Raw genomic sequence first — 18,504 nt, 5'->3', positions numbered from 1 at the left:
TCGCGGTGCCGCGCTGCTTGACGGCAACTTGGGTGCAATTGATCGGAAGAGAGATTGCAGAGCAAAGCCGCCCGCCTGGGCGTGTACCCTCATCCGTTGTCATCGTCGCGCGCTAAGACGGTTCTTCGCGCTACGATGCCTGGCTGATGATCAGTATTGTCCGTTCAAGCGGTAAATGAGGCTTGGCATGTGAGCGGCACAATTTTGTTGCTTGGTGCCAAAAAGCAAAACGGGCCGATGATGCGGCCCGTTTTGAAGTCTTCGCTCAGATTGACAGAGCTTGGATTCAGCTGGCTTTCTTACGACGACGCGCCGCAGCAAGACCACCCAGACCGGCAACCAGAAGAAGGCCGCTGGCTGGCAGCGGAACTGCCGAAACCGATTCCGATACATAAGTTGCTGTCAACCGAATGGTGGCACCATTCTCGTCACCGGGAGTTGTGCTCCACCAGTTGCCGCGGTTGAACGTCGCATCGCTCAGTTCCAGATCCAGCTGTCCGCCATTGCCGAACGCCAGGCTGACCGGGCCACCCCAGCTAACCGAGCCACTCTGGTAAAAACCAGTGAACGAACGATTGCCGATGGAAGAGCCGCCAAGGGTGCCGCTGACGACTGGCGATGTGAAGTTGAAATCCGCGATGATGGATTGCGCGACGGTGTCATCGCTACCAACGGAGTTTTCGTCTGTCCAGATGTCGAACAGGTCGAACGTGATGCTGTCACCAACGTCAAGGTCAAAGCTGCCGGTGTGCGACATCGGATCGGCGTTCACAACAAGGCCCGGATCTGAAAACGCGTCACCCGAAAGCGCAAAGCTACCGGAGAAAGTCGCGGCGTATGCACCAGTCGTCATCAATGCCGAAACGGCCGCAGCCGCTAGAAATTTTCCCATAAACTCAATCTCCTATTACAACAATAAGCGCCACATACATTTTCCCCAAATGCGGCGCACCCCAACCCTAGGCCATTTCTAGCCAAACGATCGTGCATGTTAATTATTCGATAAGATCAATTCAGTCAAGTTATACTCAATTCTGCGTGATGCGGTTTTTACAGATGGTTAACGCATATGAGCACCGGCAATCGTATCTTGGGCCGGCCTGATTTTGACACATCCGGATGGGGATTGCCGCTTTTGACATGTGTTGCGGCATCCCCCAAACATCGAAAGCAATACCGTCGGCGTGGACCTCTCATCCCGCTGATTTGTCGATATAACTGCGACGATTCCGGCCGCTTCCTTACACGCAAACGCCTTTCGACCTAATACGGGTTTTTCGGCGATCGGTCCTCGGACAGAGAGCTGTGTCTGCGCGTGGTCAGTGCCTCGATCGCGTCGGCAAGGTGAATGCGGTCTATATGGTGATCGCCGCGGGCCACGCGGATCCGGTGCGCCTCGATCATCACATCGGCATGGCGGCACCCTTCCGGCGGCTCGAACCGGTAAGAGGCCAATTCGATCAGCAGGCCCATCGGATCCTTGAAATAGATCGAATCCATAAAGCCGCGATCCTTCGGGCCGGAATGGCGAATGCCGCGCTCGTCCAGCCGCTCTACCGCTTGCCAGAACGTCGCCTGACTGACCGAAAAGGCAAGGTGATGCACGCAGCCGGGATCGGTCGGGGTGCGGTTGGGCTGGGGTTTGCGGCTTTCATTGGTAAAGACCGTGATCAGCCGACCGTCACCGGGGTCGAAGTAGACATGCCCTTCATCCGGGTCATCCAGATTGGGCTGATCGAAGACAAACGGCATTCCCAGCAGCCCTTCCCAGAAATCAATCGAGGTTTGCCGGTCGGCCCCCACAAGGGTGATGTGATGCACGCCCTGGCTTTGTAATTTCCGCATCTGCACGTTCCTTCTTTGCTTTGGCAAAGAGTGTAGTCCCGGCCAGCGCGGATCAAGAGCGAAGAGCACCTGCTGGATGAACCGGCATTGTGCGGCCCCGTACAGAGGCCGCCGGGATCGTGCCGTTTGCCAAATGCGCGCAATACTTGCAGCATGGCGTGCGGGGCATCGCATCAGCGCAGAGGCAACAGGAACCACATGAGGCCTGGCAGGCAGCTTTCCGAACTTGAAATCCAGTCCGAACGGGCGTTTGGGGATTTCGCCAGTGGTGCGGGTCTGCCGCGCACCGGCTGGACATTGACGCGTCTGTCAAAACGCGACGATCCCGCAATATCTCGGATCAGCTATCTGGCAGAGCATGAAGATTGCGGGCGCTTTACCTATAAATACCAATTGCGCCCGTTGGAGCCGCACGGATTTACGACAGAATACCGGATGCAGTCCACGGCGTTCGATCTGTTTCCGCATTCCGATCATCTGACGGTGCCCGAACCGGTTTATCTGGATGCCAGACAGCAGGCGAGCCTGATGACCTATATCGAAGGCCGCCCGCTTTCCGAATTCATGCGCGAGGCGAGTTTCGACCGCGCCGCCCAACTGGTATTGCTCGAACATGCCGGTCGCTGGCTGGATGCGTATCATCGCGCCGGTGGCCCTGAAACGCGCGGGTTTCAGCCGCAACACACCGTCGGATATTATCAAAGGCTGCGGAACCAGATCACGACTGGCGAGATCAAGGTCGCGGCCAAACCCCTGTTCCTGAAGGGGATCGCCAAGCTGGCGCAGCTGGAACCCGGCTTTCAGGGGCGCGAAACCGTGTCGGCCGTTCAGCACGGCGATTTCCACATGCGCAACCTGATCTTTGACGGGCACCGGATGGCCTGCATCGACTTTTCAAAGGATCAGCGCGCGCCGGTCGGGTTCGACATTGGCAAGATCCTTCTGGATTACACGTCGATCCTGCGCAGCGAAGCGGATTTGCGGCCGGGACAGGTCATTCCCGACGACGCGATGGAGGCGTTCTTTCGGGGCTATACGCTGGTGGGGCGGAACGATCCAAGCGTCGAATTCCTGCTTTATGCCCGGATTTTGGCGACGCTCGTTCACGTTCCGCAAAAGCAAAGTGACCGGACTGACGCCAAGCAACGCACCTTGATCAGATTGCGCCCGATCGCCCAAAAGGCCTTTAGCCCCGGCATGTCGGGCCGAACCACGCGCGCCAGACCTGGCATTCGCCTGTATCTGACAAGCAAGAGCCTTGAGCGCGCCCGTCACGGCGAACACGAAGTGTATAACGCGATCCAGGAGGTCGGCCGACAGACCGGGACAGAAGTGACCCTGTCGCGAAATGCCCCGAAGCATCGGCAATCGGAGGCCTCGGCCGAGATGAGCCTCGTTCATATGTCCGAACCGATTGGCCGCAACGGGCTGGTCTTTCGGCGGCTTTATGCAGGCACGTTCTGGCAGTTCGAACGATGCGCGGCGCGCTGGCAATGGCAAAGCGCAAAGGCACTGTTCGACCCCGGCAAGATTGATGCCGCTGCGGCGGCGACGTTTTTTGACGACTGGCAGGAAAGGCTATTCGGGCGACGTGCAAAGCAGGCGTCGCGCGACGGTTTCATCTACATGCCCTTGCAGGGAAGGTTGATGCAACACCGATCCTTTCAAAGCACCTCTCCGATCAAGATGATCGAAGAGGCGTTGCAAAACAGCAGTTTGCCCATTGTCGCAACCCTGCATCCGAACGAAAGCTACTCTGACGCAGAGCAAAAGGCGCTTGATGCCCTTCAGGCACAATATCCGCGTTTCAGGGTAGAAAATATGGGCATGGAAGAGGCCCTGGCGACCTGCGATCTTGTCGTGACGCAGAATTCCAGTGCGGCCTTTCATGCGATGTTCTTCGGCAAGCCGTCGGTCTTGTTTGCCGGGGTCGACTTCCATCATATCTGCGCCAACGTGCCGAAGATCGGCGTGTCCGAAGCGTTTGCGCAGGCGAAAGTGGCGCAGCCGGAATTCGCAAAATATATCTACTGGTTCTGGAAGATGAACGCGATTGATCTGGAGGACAACGCGTCAATCGAAAGGCTGATTTCCCGGCTGAACGCTCTGGGTTGGAAAGTTTGACCCGCAGGGACGGCAGACGCCCGAGACACGGCATGTTATTGAAAGTACGCAGGTTATTGAAAGTACGCACGGCCGGTCACTGCCGGGATCATTCGATGGATCTCAGACGCAATAACTGCTGAGGCGGACACCGCGATGCGCTGGCCGCATCGGTGTGCGGCGTGTTGCCCGGATGTGGCCACGCCACAGTTTCAGGCCCGAAACTCCGCGCGTCTTCGGGAACTTGGCTTTTCGTGCACCGCGCGGCATGGTCCCCATGTCTGAACCGAAGGTGCAGGAGGCCGCATGACATCCGACGATACACAGCCCGAAACCACGCATTCCGCCGAAGATGATCCGCGCAATCGTGACATCCTGATTTATGTCGACGGTGCGTTGAAACATCGCGACGAGGCCAAGGTCTCGGTCTATGACAGCGGCTTCATGCTGGGTGACGGGATGTGGGAAGGGCTGCGGCTGTATAACGGCAAATGGGCGTTTCTGGACGATCACATGGACCGGCTTTACGACTCCTGCAAAGCTGTCGCGCTGGACATCGGGCTAAGCCGAACAGAACTGGTCGCAGCACTTGAAGAAACGCGGCTTGCCAACGAGATGACCCATGATGTGCATTGCCGTCTGATGGTGACGCGCGGCGTCAAGGTGCGCCCTTTCCAGCATCCGTCGCTGTCGCGCAGCGGGCCAACGATTGTCATCATCATGGAGCATTCCAAACCGGTCGATACACTGCAGTCCAAAGGTATCCGGCTGGCCACGGTCCCGCAGGTGCGCGGATTGCCGATGAGCCAGGACGCGAAGTACAATTCCCATTCAAAGCTGAACTGCGTGATTGCTTGCCTTCAGGCTGAACAGGCGGGCGCGGATGAAGGGTTGATGCTGGACCCGCATGGGTTTGTGAACACCACCAATGCCTGCAACTTCTTCATCGTCCGCAAGGGCGAGGTTTGGACCTCGACCGGCGACTATTGCATGAACGGGGTGACGCGCCGCAAGGTCATAGAACTGTGTCGCCAGGACGGCATTCCGGTGTTCGAGCGGAATTACTCGCTGGTCGATGCCTATGGTGCGGACGAGGCGTTTCTGACCGGCACATTCGGCGCGCAGACGCCTGTGGCGGAAATTGACGGGCGCAGCATCGGAACAGATGGCGGGCGCGGACCGGTCTTTGCCCGTATTCGCACGTTATACAAGGCGTTGGTCGCGGAGACGACGCAGTAGGGCCTGCGCCTTGTCAATTTTGCGCCTTGAGCGTCGGATCACCGACCTGCCCGATTTTCCGGATACCGGGCGCTGAAACGATGGCAAATTTGAATGCAAGGCTGATGCTGACGGGATTCTTTGCAGATTGACGCGCCGCAAAGCTTGCGGCGCCAAAGACAAATGTATTTCATGTTGCATCAGAGGGCGTTCGATCCACCCGGTCGCATCTGCGAAAAGGGGATCGGCGATCTGCTGATATGGTGAAAGGGACGTGACTACGGGCGCGTTCGCGCAAATCACTGGCGGTGGGTTGTATGTCTGACAAAACTTGCCGCCGGGGAGGGCGGATTGAAAATTCCACCCCTTCGTGCGGAGAGACCAAGAGACTAAAACTGGGAGACTGAAAATGACACTCAAACGACTTATGGTTTCGGCAGGGATTGCGGCCATGCTGGCCGGGTCCGCCGCGGCTCAGCAGACGCTGGTCTATTGCTCCGAAGGTTCGCCCGAGGGTTTTGACCCGGCGCTCTTCACTTCGGGCACGACATTCGATGCCTCGTCACATCCGGTCTATAACCGCCTGGCAGAGTTCAAGACCGGCACGACCGAAGTTGTACCGGGCCTTGCCGAAAGCTGGGAAGCGTCCGAGGACGGGCTGGAATACACGTTCCACCTGCGGTCGGGCGTCAAGTTCCATTCCAATGACAACTTCACGCCGTCGCGCGATTTCAACGCGGATGACGTGATCTTTTCGTTCGAGCGTCAGCGTCTGGAAGATCATCCGTTTCACAGCGCCTCGGGCGGGTCCTGGGAATATTTCCAATCCATGTCCATGCCTGACCTGATCACCTCGGTCGAAAAAGTCGATGACATGACGGTCAAGTTCGTGCTGTCGCGCCCCGAAGCGCCGTTCATCGCGAATCTGGCAATGGATTTCGCCTCGATCCTGTCGGCGGAATATGCCGATGCGATGATGGAGGCGGGCACGCCCGAAATGCTGAACCAAGCACCTGTCGGCACCGGCCCGTTCAGCTTTGTCGCCTATCAGAAAGATGCGGTGATCCGCTACGCCAAGAACCCCGACTACTGGGCCGACGGTCTGCCCAAGGTCGACAATCTGGTCTTCGCCATCACCCCCGATGCTTCGGTTCGCTACCAGAAGCTTCAGGCCGGCGAGTGCCACATCATGCCCTATCCGAACCCGGCTGACATTCAGGCGATGCAGGATGACGAAGCCGTCACCGTCGCACAGCAGGAAGGCCTGAACGTTGGCTATCTGGCCTATAACACCACCGTTGCGCCTTTTGACAATCCGAAGGTCCGCAAGGCGCTGAACATGGCGATCGACAAGCAGGCGATCATCGACGTGGTGTTCCAGGGGTCCGGCCAGATCGCCAAGAACCCGATCCCGCCGACCATGTGGTCCTATAATGACGCGGTCGAGGATGACGCCTTCGATCCCGAGGCCGCCAAGGAGATGCTGGAAGCCGAAGGCGTGTCCGATCTGTCGATGAAGATCTGGGCGATGCCGGTGCAGCGCCCCTACAACCCGAACGCCCGCCGCATGGCCGAACTGATGCAGGCCGATTTTGGCAAGATCGGTGTGGATGTGGAAATCGTGTCTTATGAATGGGGCGAATATCTTGAGCGTTCGCGCGCCAAGGATCGCGACGGCGCGGTTTTGCTGGGCTGGACCGGCGACAATGGCGACCCCGACAACTTCCTTGCGGTCCTTCTGGGCTGCGACGCGGTTGAAGCGTCCAACCGGGCGCAATGGTGCCATCAGCCCTTCGAGGATCTGATTCAGGAAGCCAAAACCGTGACCGACCCGGCAGAGCGTACGCGCCTGTATGAAGAGGCGCAGGTTGTCTTCAAGGAACAGGCCCCATGGGCCACGATCGCGCATTCGGTCGTCTTCATGCCGATGCGTCCCGAAGTCGAAGGCTACAAGGTTCATCCTCTGGGCGGCCACATCTTCACCGATGTGAGCCTCGCCGAGTAAGGCCCTGTTTCCAATGAAAGGGAAGGGGCCGTGCGCGGCCCTTTCCGCCACCTGAAAAGGCAGCTTTATGGATCGTTTCGCAGAGTATCGCGGTGTCGCGCGCCAGTTGGGCGTCGATGCGGTGGGTCTTGTTCCCGGCCCGAATTTCACCCGCGCATTAGGGCAGGCTTTCGGAACCAACGAGCGTCCCAAACTGGTGATTGTACCCGCCGAGGGTGATCCGGCGGCAGTGATGCCCAACCTTGAACTTGGCTCGTGGGAGCAGGTCAATTTTCCGGGCGAAACCTTCGACTGGATGGACCAGACCGGCTATGATGATGCCTTCGTCGCCCTCGCCCGACATTTGCCGCTGACCAGCCTTGCCGTGGAAGGGCAGGTGATGCGCGTCTTTGTTCACCACGCGCTGGCCGCTGCCTATCCCGGCCTGCGCATCATGGATGCAGAGCGCGAAATTTCTGGCCTTCGGACCGTCAAGACGGATGCCGATATTGCCGCGCTTGAAAAGGCGATCCGGATTTCCGAGGCCGCCCTTGCCGACACGGTTGCACAGGTCCGCGAAGGCATGACCGAAAAGCAGGTCGAGAGCCTTCTTGTCCGCGCGCTGTTTACCCACGGCGCCGACGGCTTGGCTTTCCCGCCGATCGTTGCGGCGGCGGACAATTCCGCCCGCCCGCATGCCCATGCACGCAGCGACTACCAGATCCAGTCCGGCGACGCGCTGTTGATCGACTTCGGCGGCACCGCCGACGGGTTTTGCGCCGACATCACCCGCACCTTCTTTGTCGGACACGCGACGGACGAGGCGCAGGACGTCTATGCCACCGTCCTTGCCGCCAATGAAAAGGGACATGCCGTCACCAAGGCGGGTGTCACCGCTCATCAGATAGATGACGCCGTGACGGGTGTGCTCGAAGCGTCCTCCTACGCGGACCGCATTCGCACCAAGACAGGTCACGGGCTGGGCAGGGAGGTGCATGAAGCGCCCTATATCATGCGCGGCAACTCCGAGGTTCTGGAGGCGGGCACCGTCTTTACCAACGAGCCGGGGCTTTACCGGTTGGGCGGTTTTGGCGTCCGGATCGAGGATGACATTCTGGTCATGGCAACCGGTTGCCGGTCGCTGACAACTTTCCCCAAAGACCTGACGGTGATTGGCTGATGTTACGCTTCTTCATATCCCGGCTCTCGACGTTCTTCGTAACTTTCGTCGGCGTCACGCTGATTTCCTTCGCCTTCATCCGCGTCATTCCGGGCGATCCGATCATCGTCATGGCGGGCGAACGCGGCATGTCACAGGAACGCTATGAAGAGCTGAGCCGCCAATACGGGTTCGATCAACCGGTGCTGACGCAATTCTGGGACTATCTGACCGGCGTGCTGCAAGGCGATCTGGGTCAAAGCTTTGTGACCAAGAAACCGGTCTGGGACGAGTTTTTCGCGCTCTTTCCCGCCACTTTGGAATTGTCGCTCTGCGCCATCATCCTGGCCATCGCGCTTGGCATTCCGGCGGGTGTGATCGCGGCGGTGAACCGGGGCAAGTTCTTTGACCGGGCGCTGATGTCCTCGGCGCTGGTGGGCTATTCGATGCCGATTTTCTGGTGGGCGCTGCTGCTGATCATCGTGTTTTCGGGCAATCTGGGCTGGACGCCGGTCTCGGGCCGGATGGGCCTGTTATATTACTTCCCGACGCCCACCGGTTTCATGCTGATCGACAGCCTGCTGTCGGGGCAAAGCGGCGCGTTTGTCTCGGCGGTGCAACATCTGATCCTGCCCACGATTGTGCTGGCGACCATTCCGCTGGCGGTGATCGCGCGGCAGACCCGATCCGCCATGCTGGAGGTTCTGTCCGAAGATTACATCCGCACCGCCCGCGCCAAGGGGCTGAAGCCTTGGCGCATCAACGGTCTGCACGCGCTGCGCAATGCGATGATCCCGGTCATCACGGTGATCGGCCTGTCGGTCGGCACGCTTCTGGCCGGCGCCATCCTGACCGAGACGATCTTTTCCTGGCCCGGCATCGGCAAATGGATGGTCGACAGCATTTTCCGCCGTGACTACCCGGTGGTGCAGGGCGGGCTGCTGCTTGTCGCCGTGGTGGTGATGATCGTGAACCTGATCGTGGACATGCTCTACGGGCTTATCAACCCAAGGATACGGACGCGCAAATGACCGATATGACCGAAGTCGCGATAACCGCCCCGAAACGCCCCGGCCGCCTGGCCGAGTTCTGGCAGTATTTCAGCGAAAACCGCGGCGCGGTGATCGGGATGTGGACCTTTGCCATTCTGGTGCTGCTCGCGCTGCTGGCCGATTTCATCGCCCCTCACAGTGCGACCGAACAGTTCCGCGAAGCGACGTTGCAACCGCCCGTCTGGCAAGAGGGCGGAAGCTGGACCTTCCCGCTGGGCACCGATCCGCTGGGTCGGGACATGCTGTCGCGGCTGCTGTACGGCGCGCGGTTCTCGTTCTTCGTCGGCATGGTCGTGGTGGTGATTGCGGCCACGGGCGGCATCCTGCTGGGGCTTGTCGCGGGCTTTGCGCCGAAATGGCTGGACACGGTCATCATGCGGCTGATGGACATCATCCTGTCCTTTCCGTCGCTGCTGCTGGCGCTGGTGCTGGTGGCGATCCTCGGGCCGTCCCTGTTGAACGCGATGATCGCCATCTCAATCGTGTTGCAGCCGCATTACGTCCGTCTGACCCGTGCTGCCGTGATCAACGAACGGACGCGCGACTATGTCGTTTCGGCCCGTGTGGCGGGGGCGAAACTGCCGCGTCTGATGTTCGTCACCGTGCTGCCCAACTGCCTTGCGCCGATCATCGTGCAGGCGGCCTTGTCCTTCTCCAACGCGATCCTCGATGTGGCCGCGTTGGGCTTTCTCGGCATGGGCGCGCAACCGCCGACGCCGGAATGGGGCACGATGCTGGCCGAGGCACGAGAGTTCATTCTGCGCGCGTGGTGGGTCGTGACCCTGCCGGGTCTGGCGATCCTGATCACCGTGCTGTCGATCAACCTGATGGGCGACGGGCTGCGTGACGCGCTCGACCCGAAACTGAAGCGGAGCTGAGATCATGGCACTGCTGAACATTCGCAATCTGTCCGTCGAATTCGCCACTGGCGGCGGGTCATTCCGCGCCGTGGACGGGGTCGATGTCACTGTCGAGGGCGGCGAGGTGCTGGCCATCGTCGGCGAATCCGGATCGGGCAAATCCGTCTCGATGCTGGCGGCCATGGGCCTTCTGCCATGGACGGCGACCGTGACCGCGGACGAGCTGAGCTTTGACGGCAGGGACCTGCGCGACCTGTCGGCCTCGGCGCGCCGCAAGGTGATCGGGCGCGAAATCTCGATGATCTTTCAGGAACCGATGTCGTCGTTGAATCCGTGCTTTACTGTTGGTTTCCAGATTCGCGAGGCGTTGAAACAACACCTGAAGCTGGACAGTTCGGCCCGCAAGAAACGCGCTCTGGAACTGATGGAGATGGTGGGCATTCCGGCACCGGAAAAACGCCTGACTGCCTTTCCGCACCAGTTGTCGGGCGGGATGAACCAGCGGGTGATGATCGCCATGGCCATCGCCTGTGGACCCAAGCTGCTGATCGCGGACGAACCGACGACGGCGCTGGACGTCACCATCCAGGCGCAAATCCTGGATCTGCTGACCGGGTTGCAACGCGATACCGGCATGGGGCTGATCCTGATCACGCATGACATGGGGGTGGTGGCCGAGACCGCGCACCGGGTCGCCGTGCAATATGCCGGCTGGAAGGTCGAGGATCAGCCGGTTGAGACCCTGTTCGACACCCCGCATCACCCCTATACCGCCGCGCTTCTGGCAGCCCTGCCGGAACGGGCCACCGAACGCCGTCTGCCGACCATTCCCGGCGTCGTGCCTGGCCAGTTCGACCGGCCCCGAGGCTGCCTGTTCTCGCCGCGTTGCGCCTATGCCGACGATCTTTGCCGCTCGACCGTACCGCCTTTGCAATCGCCGGAACTGGGCCGCGCGAAGTGCCACTACCCCCTGTCGGTCCCAGCCAAGGAGGAGGTGCAATGAGCGGCCCCGTCGTCACCGCCCGCAACCTGTCGCGTCATTACGAAAGCGGCGGTGGCATGTTCAAGGAGCGGCAGGTCGTGCGCGCCCTGTCAGAGGCCAGTTTTTCGATCCAGCCCGGCAAGACGCTTGCGGTTGTGGGCGAAAGCGGCTGCGGCAAGTCCACGCTCGCGCGGCTGATCACCCTGATCGAGGAGCCGACCGCGGGCGACTTCACCATCAACGGGGTCGAGGCCGTGCCCGAGAACTGGGACAGCCTGCGGTCCCAGGTGCAGATCGTGTTTCAGGATCCTTATGGCTCGCTCAACCTGCGCCACCGCGTCGGCGCGATCATCGAAGAACCGCTGAAGATCAAGCGTCCGGACATTTCTGCCGCCGACCGTGCCGACAAGGCGCGCGAGATGATGGCGATGGTGGGCCTTCGGCCCGAACATTACGACCGCTTTCCGCATATGTTCTCCGGCGGGCAGCGCCAGCGTATCGCCATTGCGCGCGCCCTGATACTGGAGCCGAAACTGCTGGTGCTGGACGAGCCTGTCTCGGCGCTTGATCTGTCGATCCAAAGCCAGGTGCTCAACCTGCTTCTTGACCTGCAAGAGCGGATGGACCTCGCCTATCTGTTCATCTCGCATGACCTGTCGGTGGTGCGTCATGTTGCCGATGATGTGGTGGTGATGTATCTGGGCCGTCCGGTTGAACGCGGGTCGAAAGAGGCGGTCTTTTCGGCACCGCGCCATCCCTACACCGTGGCGTTGCTGTCAGCGACACCCTCGGCTGATCCGGCCCGCGTGCGCAAGCGGATCAAGCTGGAAGGAGAGTTGCCCTCACCGCTGGCAATCCCGGATGGCTGCCCGTTCGCGCCCCGCTGCTGGAAGGCGCAGGATCGGTGTCGCAAGGAACGCCCGTTGCTGGACGATGCCGATCACGCCGCAGCCTGTTTTTACCCTGAAAGCCCGGAGGACAACGGTTAAAACGTCCGCCGACGGGGTCAGCTTGTGCGGACCATCAGGCGCGTCAGCCCGTGAAAATGATACAGGTTGGCATATTCCGGCGCGTCCGTCAGCCTCAAATGCGGGTGTTGTTTCAGCAGAGTTGCCAGGCCGATCCGCAGTTCCAACCGGGCCAGCGGCGCACCGACGCAGAAATGCAGACCGGCACCAAAGCTGGCATTGGGCTTGGGTGCGCGCGTCGGATCAAACTTGTCTGGATCTGTCCAATTCGCCGGGTCGCGATTGGCGGCACCCAACATCAGGGCAACCTGATCGCCGCGTTGGAACATGTGATCGTGTATTGTGACAGGCTCTTTCGCGTAGCGGGTAAACATATGCAGCGGAGGATCGTAGCGTAGGATTTCTTCGACAGTGCGTTCCATGTCGGCCTGGGCTTCGGACAGCATTCCGGTTTCCAACAGCGTTTTCACCCCGTTGCCCAGCGTGTGCACCGTAGCCTCGTGTCCGGCGTTAAGCAGCAGGATACAGGTGGTGATCAGCTCGTCTGTTGACAGCTTTTCGCCTTCTTCTTCTGCTGCGATCAGATGGGTGATAAGGTCGTCGGCAGGTTTCGCCCGACGCTCCTCGACATAGCCACGCAGAAAGTCCGAAAATTCCTGTGCGGCGCTGGCGGCGGCGTCCTCGATGGCCCGGTTCCGGCGGGCTTGGTACATCGCGACCATGGCGTTGGACCAGTTCAGCAGTTGTGGTGCCATACTGTCCGGCACCCCCAGAAGCCGGGCAATGACGATCACCGGCAGCGGTGTGGCATAGGCCGTGATCAGATCGAACGGATCGTCCGGCAGGGCCTGTGCAAGCTCCAGCGCCAGTGCCTCGATCTCCGGTGCAAGTTCCTTGATCCGCCTTGACGTAAAGCCACGCAGAACCAACCCCCGCAACCGGGTGTGACGGGGCGGGTCAAGCTCCAGCATGGAATGCGCTTCGACCGCGTAGAAGGCCCGCAAGTGTTCGGGGATCTCGCCTGAGAGTTCCGCCGGGCATTCGCGGCCAAAGCGGCGATCACGCAGGATAGCGTGAACCGTCGCGTGGTCCATCGCGGCGGGCATGCCGTAGGCGTCCCACCAAACCAGCGGCCCGTTTTCGCGGGCGCGGTCATAAGCGGGGTAGGGATCTTGCACAAAGGCGGCGTCGGTCGGGGATTGATCAAAGCTGTACATGGCGGCACTTCATGCCCTATCGCGCCCCGGTTGCAAGCGGGATATGCGGGTTGCCGCCGGATCATGCGGATTTCTGTAGAAAAGTTGCTTGCCACCGGTGATCTGCTTGGCTAAACCCCGCTGCACGGGTGATTAGCTCAGTTGGTAGAGCGCTTCGTTTACACCGAAGATGTCGGGAGTTCGAGCCTCTCATCACCCACCATATTTTTCACAGAGACTCAGAAAATGGCGCGGCGGGAAACGCGGCGATCAGATTATGTGTTTGAGCGGTGATTTGAAAAATCCTGCCCGCGCCTGCCCGAAACCGTTCTTCGTTGAAACTGGTCCAAGCGTAACCAATGGCCAAGCAGTTCGCTCGGCTCTGGGCTCATGCAATGAAGGGTGGCGGGGCGATAAAGGGTGCGGCCGGACGAGGACCGCATCCAGTCAGTATTCTTCGCTGCTGTTATTGCTTTGCCAGGGTTTCACAAGGTTGCCGAAGCGGGTGAACTGGGCCTCAAAGCTAAGTGCGACCGTGCCGATCGGACCGTGGCGCTGCTTGCCGATAACGACCTCTGCCTTGCCATGCAGATGGGACATCTCATCCTGCCAGCGCGCCATCGCGTCCAGATCGTGATCGCCGGGCTTCTCGCGTTCCTTGTAGTATTCCTCGCGGAACACGAACATCACCGCGTCGGCATCCTGTTCGATAGAGCCTGATTCCCGCAGGTCCGACAGTTGCGGACGCTTGTCCTCGCGGTTTTCGACCTGACGCGACAGCTGTGACAGGGCGATGACCGGGATGTTGAGTTCCTTGGCGATGGCCTTCATGCCCATGGTGATTTCCGAGATTTCGTTGACCCGGTTTTCCGACCGGCCGGTGCCGCGCACCAGCTGCAAGTAGTCGATGATCAACACGTCCAGCCCATGCGTCCGCTTCAGCCGTCGGGCGCGCGCCGCAAGCTGCGAGATCGGCAGGGCTGGCGTGTCGTCGATGAACAGCGGACAGGCTTCCAGAGCTTTCGCTGCCTCGACAAAACGGCGGAATTCGACCTCGTCCATGTCACCCTGACGGATCTTGTGAGAGCTGATTTCAGAGGCTTCGGCAAGGATACGACCGGCAAGCTGTTCGGCGCTCATCTCAAGGCTGTAAAACCCCACGACGCCACCTTCGACCGCTCCTTCGGTGCCGTCGGGCAGGATGCCGCGCTTATAGGCCTTTGCGACGTTGAAGGCGATGTTGGTGGCCAGCGAGGTTTTCCCCATCGACGGACGACCCGCAAGGATCAGAAGGTCGGATTTGTGCAGGCCGCCCAGTTTGCTGTCCAGATCGGTCAGGCCCGTAGAGATCCCCGCCAGCCCGCCGTCGCGCTGATAGGCGGCGTTGGCGACGTTCACCGCCTCTGTCACGGCTTTCAGGAAAGACTGGAAGCCGCTTTCGCTCTGGCCCTGTTCGGCCAGCTTGTACAGCGCCTGTTCGGCCTCGACGATCTGTTCCTTGGGTTCTGATCCGATTTCGACCTTCGTGGCCTTGGCGCTGATGTCGCGGCCCAGCAGGATCAGATCGCGACGCACCGCCAGATCATAGATCATCTGCGCGTAATCACGGATCGCGAACGAGGCCACGGCAGAGCCGGCCAGCGTCGCAAGATAGCGTGGCCCGCCCAGTTCCTTCAGTCCTTCGTCATCTTCCAGAAACGCCTTGAGCGTCACCGGAGAGGCAAGATTGTTCTTGGCGATTCGCGCCGCTGCGACTTCGAAAATGCGGGCATGGACGGGTTCGTAGAAATGTTGGGGCCCGATGATGCTGGCGACGCGGTCATAGACGTCATTATTGGTCAGGATTGCGCCCAAAAGCTGCTGTTCTGCCTCGATGGAATGGGGCATCGTTTCGGGCTGCTGGATCTCTGCGCCTGTTGGATTGAATGCGGTGATCTCGTTCATCTTGCGCCCCTCTGCCCGTCAGACCGCCCACATAAACCATCGCCTGCGGCGGAGGCAAATTGTATAACCTGTGGACAGTCTGTGGGTAATTTTTATTACACTATCTTGACAGATATGCGGCCTGCACGTCAACATATTGTGGCAAAATCCTGCCACTTCGACCGAGTTGCAATGTTGGCGATTGTTGAACCAAGCGGACGTTGCGTCAGCTCTTGGCAGCCATCCGGGCCTCTTGCCAGTCGCGGGGCGCTTTCAGAAACGCCTCAACTTCCGTCAGGGTCGCCTCGTCAAAAGCCTGTTGCGCGCGAGCCTCTGCCAGGACGTCCCACCAAGTGCACAGGTGATGCAGCGCAACCCCGTGGTCGCCAAGGGTTTTGACTGTTTCGGGGAAGATGTCGTAGTAGAAAATCACCGCCGTATGGCCGCAGGACGCCCCGGTTTCGCGAATCGCATCGACGAAAGACAGCTTCGATCCGCCATCGGTGGTCAGATCCTCGACCAGCAGGACGCGCTGGCCTTCGGTCATCGTGCCTTCGATCCGCGCATTGCGGCCGTAGCCCTTGGGTTTCTTGCGCACATAGGTCATCGGCAGGGCCATGCGCTCTGCCACCAGTGCTGCGAATGGAATGCCCGCGGTTTCACCGCCGGCGATATTGTCGAACGCCTCAAACCCGGCGTTGCGCATGATGGTCACAGTCAGGAAATCCATCAGCGTGGCACGGATGCGGGGGTAGGAGATCAGCTTGCGGCAGTCGACATAGCTGGGTGAGGGCAATCCCGAGGACAGCGTATAGGGCGTTTCGGCATTGAAGTTCACAGCGCCGATCTCCAGCAGCATCCGGGCGGTCAGCCGGGCGATTTCCTGGTGGTCAGGGTAGGCAGAAGGGATCATGGCGATGTCCTTTGGCTAAGGCGGGATCAGGTGACGGCCCAATGGACCGGAAAGCCGGGGTCAAAGACGGTGACGGGGCCATCGGCAGTGTCGATCTTTGACGGATAGGTGACGGGGTTTGCCTCACGGGTCAGGGTCAACGTGGCCTTGTTGGCGGGCAACCCGTAGAAGGCTGGGCCGTTCAATGAGGCGAAACCTTCCAACCGGTCCAGCGCGCCATCCTCGTCAAACACATGCGCCAAAAGCGACATCGTGTTCGTGGCGGTGAAACACCCGGCGCAGCCGCAGGCCTGTTCCTTCAGCGCATCGGTATGGGGCGCACTGTCTGTGCCCAAAAAGAACGAGTCCTCGCCGCTGGTGGCCGCTTCGCGCAGGGCCAGCCGATGCTCTTCGCGCTTGGCGACGGGCAGGCAGTAGTAATGCGGTTTGATTCCGCCCACGAGGATATGGTTGCGGTTGATGATCAGGTGATGCGTGGTGATCGTGGCACCCAGATCGGCACCGCCGGCACGGGCATAGTCCACGCCCTGTTTCGTGGTGATATGTTCCATCACCACGCGCAGGCCGGGGGTGGCGCGGCGGATCGGGTCCAGCACGGTGTCGATGAACACGGCCTCGCGATCGAAAATGTCGATCTCGGCTGCTGTCACCTCTCCGTGGACACAAAGCGGACAGCCGACCTCGGCCATACGTTCCAGCACCGGACGCACCTTGTCGAAATCGCGCACGCCGGAATTGGAATTGGTTGTGGCACCCGCCGGGTATAGTTTGACGGCGGTGATCAGGCCTGATGCATGGGCCGCAGCCAGATCGTCCGGGTCCGTGTCTTCGGTCAGGTAGAGCGTCATCAGCGGTTTGAAATCCGCGCCCTCGGGCAGGGCGGCCATGATGCGGTCGCGATAGGCGGCGGCCTGTGCGCCGGTGACGACCGGTGGCACAAGATTCGGCATGATGATCGCACGGCCAAAATGACGCGCGGTTTCAGGGGCGACGGCGGTCAACATGGCACCGTCGCGCAGATGCAGATGCCAATCGTCGGGACGGCGTATGGTCAGTGTCTGGGTCATGCGGCGTCCGATAGCACGGGCGGACAGATGCGCACCAGAGGGTGGGGACGCAAATCAAAGCCTCCGGGACCGATTTTCGGAAGTTTCACGCGCGCTATCTGATGCATCGGCGTTGACGACGCGGGCAATGGTCAAGTGCGGGCCTTCAGCGCGGCGGCCTGCCGCGCAAGCGTGCCGTGATGGGCAAGGAAACGCGCCTTGTCGAACGGCACCGGCTGCGAGGGCGGCGTCATCAGCAACCGACCGAACAAGGCGCGGTAGGGTTCTTCCGCCAGTAGCGCGTCGAACTGCGCGACGCGCCACTGCACGGCCTTGTCGTGCAGCGTGGCAAGCTGAGGGTCGGCAGCCAGTTCGGCCCGGATCTCAGCGGTCTGCGCGGCCAGTGCCTGGATCGAGAGATCCTCATCGGTGTTGAAATTCCGCTCCACCCAGTAGTCAAGCCCCAGCATGTGATCGGAATGCACGGCCCTGCCGCGCGCCGCCTTCAGCACATAGCTTTCCATCGCGCCGAGCGCATAGTGATTAAGCTGCGCCAAGCCGTAATTGGGCCGCCCGTAATTGCTGAAAATACGCTTTGTGGTGAAGCCTTCATCAAGAAGACGTCCGTGGCCGTCAAACCACCGCGCGTGGGTCAAGCGGCTGTCGCGGGGATTGCGGGGTCGGTGAATTCCTAGGTTCCGGTAGGTGCGATCATTGCGGTAAAGCGTCTTGAACATCGCCGCGCGCCACGGCCAATACATGATCTCGGGCGCGGCGCGGGTGAATTGCTGCGGCACAGGCCGATCATGGTATCGCTCAATCCCCGCATTGCCGAACAGACGCCATGTCAGCGTGATCGCGGTCGCTTCGGGCAGCGCTTCGATCAACGCAGACAGGGTGCGGTTGCCGATATGGACGTTCACGAACTCGTCGATATCCAGCGCCAGCAGCCAATCGGCGGCTTTCACAGGTTCGGACTTGTCGGCCAACTTGAGGCCCGCGAACTGGATGCCACCCCGCCCGTGCGGGCCATCGTTGCGGATATGCGTCAGGCCGCCCATGTCCTGCAAGCGGTCCAGCATCGCATCGGTGCCGTCCTGACAATCATTTGAGAGCACGACAAAATCCGTGACCCCGCAGGCGCGGTGATGGGCCAGCCAATCAAGCAGAAAGGCGGCCTCGTTGCGCACCGTCAGAACAGCGCAGATCCTCATGCGGCCGCCCGCAAGTCTTGCAGCCATGAGCCGATTGAAGG

At 60.4% G+C, this 18,504-nt stretch carries 15 protein-coding genes and 1 tRNA gene; 9 read left to right on the top strand and 7 right to left on the bottom strand.

From position 1 onward, the window contains the following. Window positions 1-286 precede the first annotated feature (286 nt). Entirely contained in the window at window positions 287-892 is a 606-nt protein-coding gene (locus B8991_RS14935) for a VPLPA-CTERM sorting domain-containing protein (RefSeq protein WP_084353800.1), read from the bottom strand. 371 nt (window positions 893-1,263) lie between these two features. Further along, window positions 1,264-1,845 carry a VOC family protein gene (locus B8991_RS14930; protein WP_084353799.1) on the bottom strand — a complete coding sequence of 194 codons (582 nt, stop codon included), beginning with the start codon at window positions 1,843-1,845 and terminating at the stop codon, window positions 1,264-1,266. 198 nt (window positions 1,846-2,043) lie between these two features. On the opposite strand from B8991_RS14930, the gene B8991_RS14925 reads away from it, so the two are divergent. The 8 genes from B8991_RS14925 (at window position 2,044) to B8991_RS14890 (ending at window position 12,192) form a co-directional block, all read left to right on the top strand. After that, a complete protein-coding gene (locus tag B8991_RS14925; RefSeq protein WP_179141509.1) occupies window positions 2,044-3,969 on the top strand; it encodes an aminoglycoside phosphotransferase family protein in 1,926 nt (641 codons plus the stop codon). A 285-nt stretch (window positions 3,970-4,254) separates the two neighbouring features. Then, entirely contained in the window at window positions 4,255-5,187 is a 933-nt protein-coding gene (locus B8991_RS14920; RefSeq protein WP_084353797.1) for an aminotransferase class IV, read from the top strand. Window positions 5,188-5,575: 388 nt separating this feature from the next. Further along, entirely contained in the window at window positions 5,576-7,171 is a 1,596-nt protein-coding gene (locus B8991_RS14915) for an ABC transporter substrate-binding protein (protein WP_084353796.1), read from the top strand. 67 nt (window positions 7,172-7,238) lie between these two features. Then, complete coding sequence (locus tag B8991_RS14910; RefSeq protein ID WP_084353795.1) at window positions 7,239-8,330, top strand: M24 family metallopeptidase; 1,092 nt, start codon at window positions 7,239-7,241, stop codon at window positions 8,328-8,330. Further along, entirely contained in the window at window positions 8,330-9,340 is a 1,011-nt protein-coding gene (locus B8991_RS14905) for an ABC transporter permease subunit (RefSeq protein WP_084353794.1), read from the top strand. Before B8991_RS14910 ends, B8991_RS14905 begins: the two co-directional genes overlap by 1 nt. Then, complete coding sequence (locus tag B8991_RS14900; RefSeq protein WP_084353793.1) at window positions 9,337-10,239, top strand: ABC transporter permease subunit; 903 nt, start codon at window positions 9,337-9,339, stop codon at window positions 10,237-10,239. The genes B8991_RS14905 and B8991_RS14900 overlap by 4 nt, the downstream gene beginning before the upstream one ends. Window positions 10,240-10,243: 4 nt before the next feature. Continuing rightward, the gene (locus B8991_RS14895) at window positions 10,244-11,224 is read left to right on the top strand and encodes an ABC transporter ATP-binding protein (RefSeq protein WP_084353792.1); all 981 of its coding nucleotides are present in this window, start codon (window positions 10,244-10,246) and stop codon (window positions 11,222-11,224) included. After that, window positions 11,221-12,192 (top strand): ABC transporter ATP-binding protein, encoded by a 972-nt coding sequence (locus B8991_RS14890; RefSeq protein WP_084353791.1) that lies wholly within the window; start codon window positions 11,221-11,223, stop codon window positions 12,190-12,192. Before B8991_RS14895 ends, B8991_RS14890 begins: the two co-directional genes overlap by 4 nt. A gap of 17 nt (window positions 12,193-12,209) precedes the next feature. On the opposite strand, the gene B8991_RS14885 is transcribed toward B8991_RS14890, so the two are convergent. Continuing rightward, a complete protein-coding gene (locus B8991_RS14885; protein ID WP_084353790.1) occupies window positions 12,210-13,388 on the bottom strand; it encodes a cytochrome P450 in 1,179 nt (392 codons plus the stop codon). A gap of 126 nt (window positions 13,389-13,514) precedes the next feature. Between B8991_RS14885 and B8991_RS14880 the strand changes: the two genes are divergently transcribed. Continuing rightward, window positions 13,515-13,590: transfer RNA gene (locus B8991_RS14880), tRNA-Val, on the top strand. Between the two features lie 224 nt (window positions 13,591-13,814). On the opposite strand, the gene B8991_RS14875 is transcribed toward B8991_RS14880, so the two are convergent. The 4 genes from B8991_RS14875 to B8991_RS14860 all read right to left on the bottom strand — a co-directional run bounded on the left by B8991_RS14875 (window position 13,815) and on the right by B8991_RS14860 (window position 18,463). Beyond that, window positions 13,815-15,311, bottom strand: coding sequence for a replicative DNA helicase (locus B8991_RS14875; RefSeq protein ID WP_084353789.1), 1,497 nt, complete (start codon window positions 15,309-15,311; stop codon window positions 13,815-13,817). 205 nt (window positions 15,312-15,516) lie between these two features. After that, window positions 15,517-16,203, bottom strand: a complete 687-nt coding sequence (locus B8991_RS14870; protein WP_084353788.1) for an orotate phosphoribosyltransferase — start codon at window positions 16,201-16,203, stop codon at window positions 15,517-15,519. 26 nt (window positions 16,204-16,229) lie between these two features. Next, on the bottom strand, window positions 16,230-17,270 hold the full coding sequence (gene pyrC, locus B8991_RS14865; RefSeq protein ID WP_084353787.1) for a dihydroorotase: 1,041 nt from the start codon (window positions 17,268-17,270) through the stop codon (window positions 16,230-16,232). Window positions 17,271-17,401: 131 nt separating this feature from the next. Further along, a complete protein-coding gene (locus B8991_RS14860) occupies window positions 17,402-18,463 on the bottom strand; it encodes a glycosyltransferase family 2 protein (RefSeq protein WP_084353786.1) in 1,062 nt (353 codons plus the stop codon). Window positions 18,464-18,504 lie beyond the last annotated feature (41 nt).

The sequence above is a fragment of the Primorskyibacter flagellatus genome (assembly GCF_900176485.1).
GTDB lineage: Bacteria > Pseudomonadota > Alphaproteobacteria > Rhodobacterales > Rhodobacteraceae > Primorskyibacter > Primorskyibacter flagellatus.
Note: the sequence above shows the minus strand (reverse complement) of the source record. Positions and strands in the feature narration are given on the sequence as shown.

Coding starts and splice junctions, on each gene's coding strand:
- B8991_RS14910 (WP_084353795.1), top strand. CDS start 7,239: ATGGATCGTTTCGCAGAGTATCGCGGTGTCGCGCGCCAGTTGGGCGTC.
- pyrC (WP_084353787.1), bottom strand. CDS start 17,270: ATGACCCAGACACTGACCATACGCCGTCCCGACGATTGGCATCTGCAT.
- B8991_RS14890 (WP_084353791.1), top strand. CDS start 11,221: ATGAGCGGCCCCGTCGTCACCGCCCGCAACCTGTCGCGTCATTACGAA.
- B8991_RS14915 (WP_084353796.1), top strand. CDS start 5,576: ATGACACTCAAACGACTTATGGTTTCGGCAGGGATTGCGGCCATGCTG.
- B8991_RS14895 (WP_084353792.1), top strand. CDS start 10,244: ATGGCACTGCTGAACATTCGCAATCTGTCCGTCGAATTCGCCACTGGC.
- B8991_RS14925 (WP_179141509.1), top strand. CDS start 2,044: ATGAGGCCTGGCAGGCAGCTTTCCGAACTTGAAATCCAGTCCGAACGG.
- B8991_RS14905 (WP_084353794.1), top strand. CDS start 8,330: ATGTTACGCTTCTTCATATCCCGGCTCTCGACGTTCTTCGTAACTTTC.
- B8991_RS14875 (WP_084353789.1), bottom strand. CDS start 15,311: ATGAACGAGATCACCGCATTCAATCCAACAGGCGCAGAGATCCAGCAG.
- B8991_RS14930 (WP_084353799.1), bottom strand. CDS start 1,845: ATGCGGAAATTACAAAGCCAGGGCGTGCATCACATCACCCTTGTGGGG.
- B8991_RS14870 (WP_084353788.1), bottom strand. CDS start 16,203: ATGATCCCTTCTGCCTACCCTGACCACCAGGAAATCGCCCGGCTGACC.
- B8991_RS14885 (WP_084353790.1), bottom strand. CDS start 13,388: ATGTACAGCTTTGATCAATCCCCGACCGACGCCGCCTTTGTGCAAGAT.
- B8991_RS14900 (WP_084353793.1), top strand. CDS start 9,337: ATGACCGATATGACCGAAGTCGCGATAACCGCCCCGAAACGCCCCGGC.
- B8991_RS14935 (WP_084353800.1), bottom strand. CDS start 892: ATGGGAAAATTTCTAGCGGCTGCGGCCGTTTCGGCATTGATGACGACT.
- B8991_RS14860 (WP_084353786.1), bottom strand. CDS start 18,463: ATGAGGATCTGCGCTGTTCTGACGGTGCGCAACGAGGCCGCCTTTCTG.
- B8991_RS14920 (WP_084353797.1), top strand. CDS start 4,255: ATGACATCCGACGATACACAGCCCGAAACCACGCATTCCGCCGAAGAT.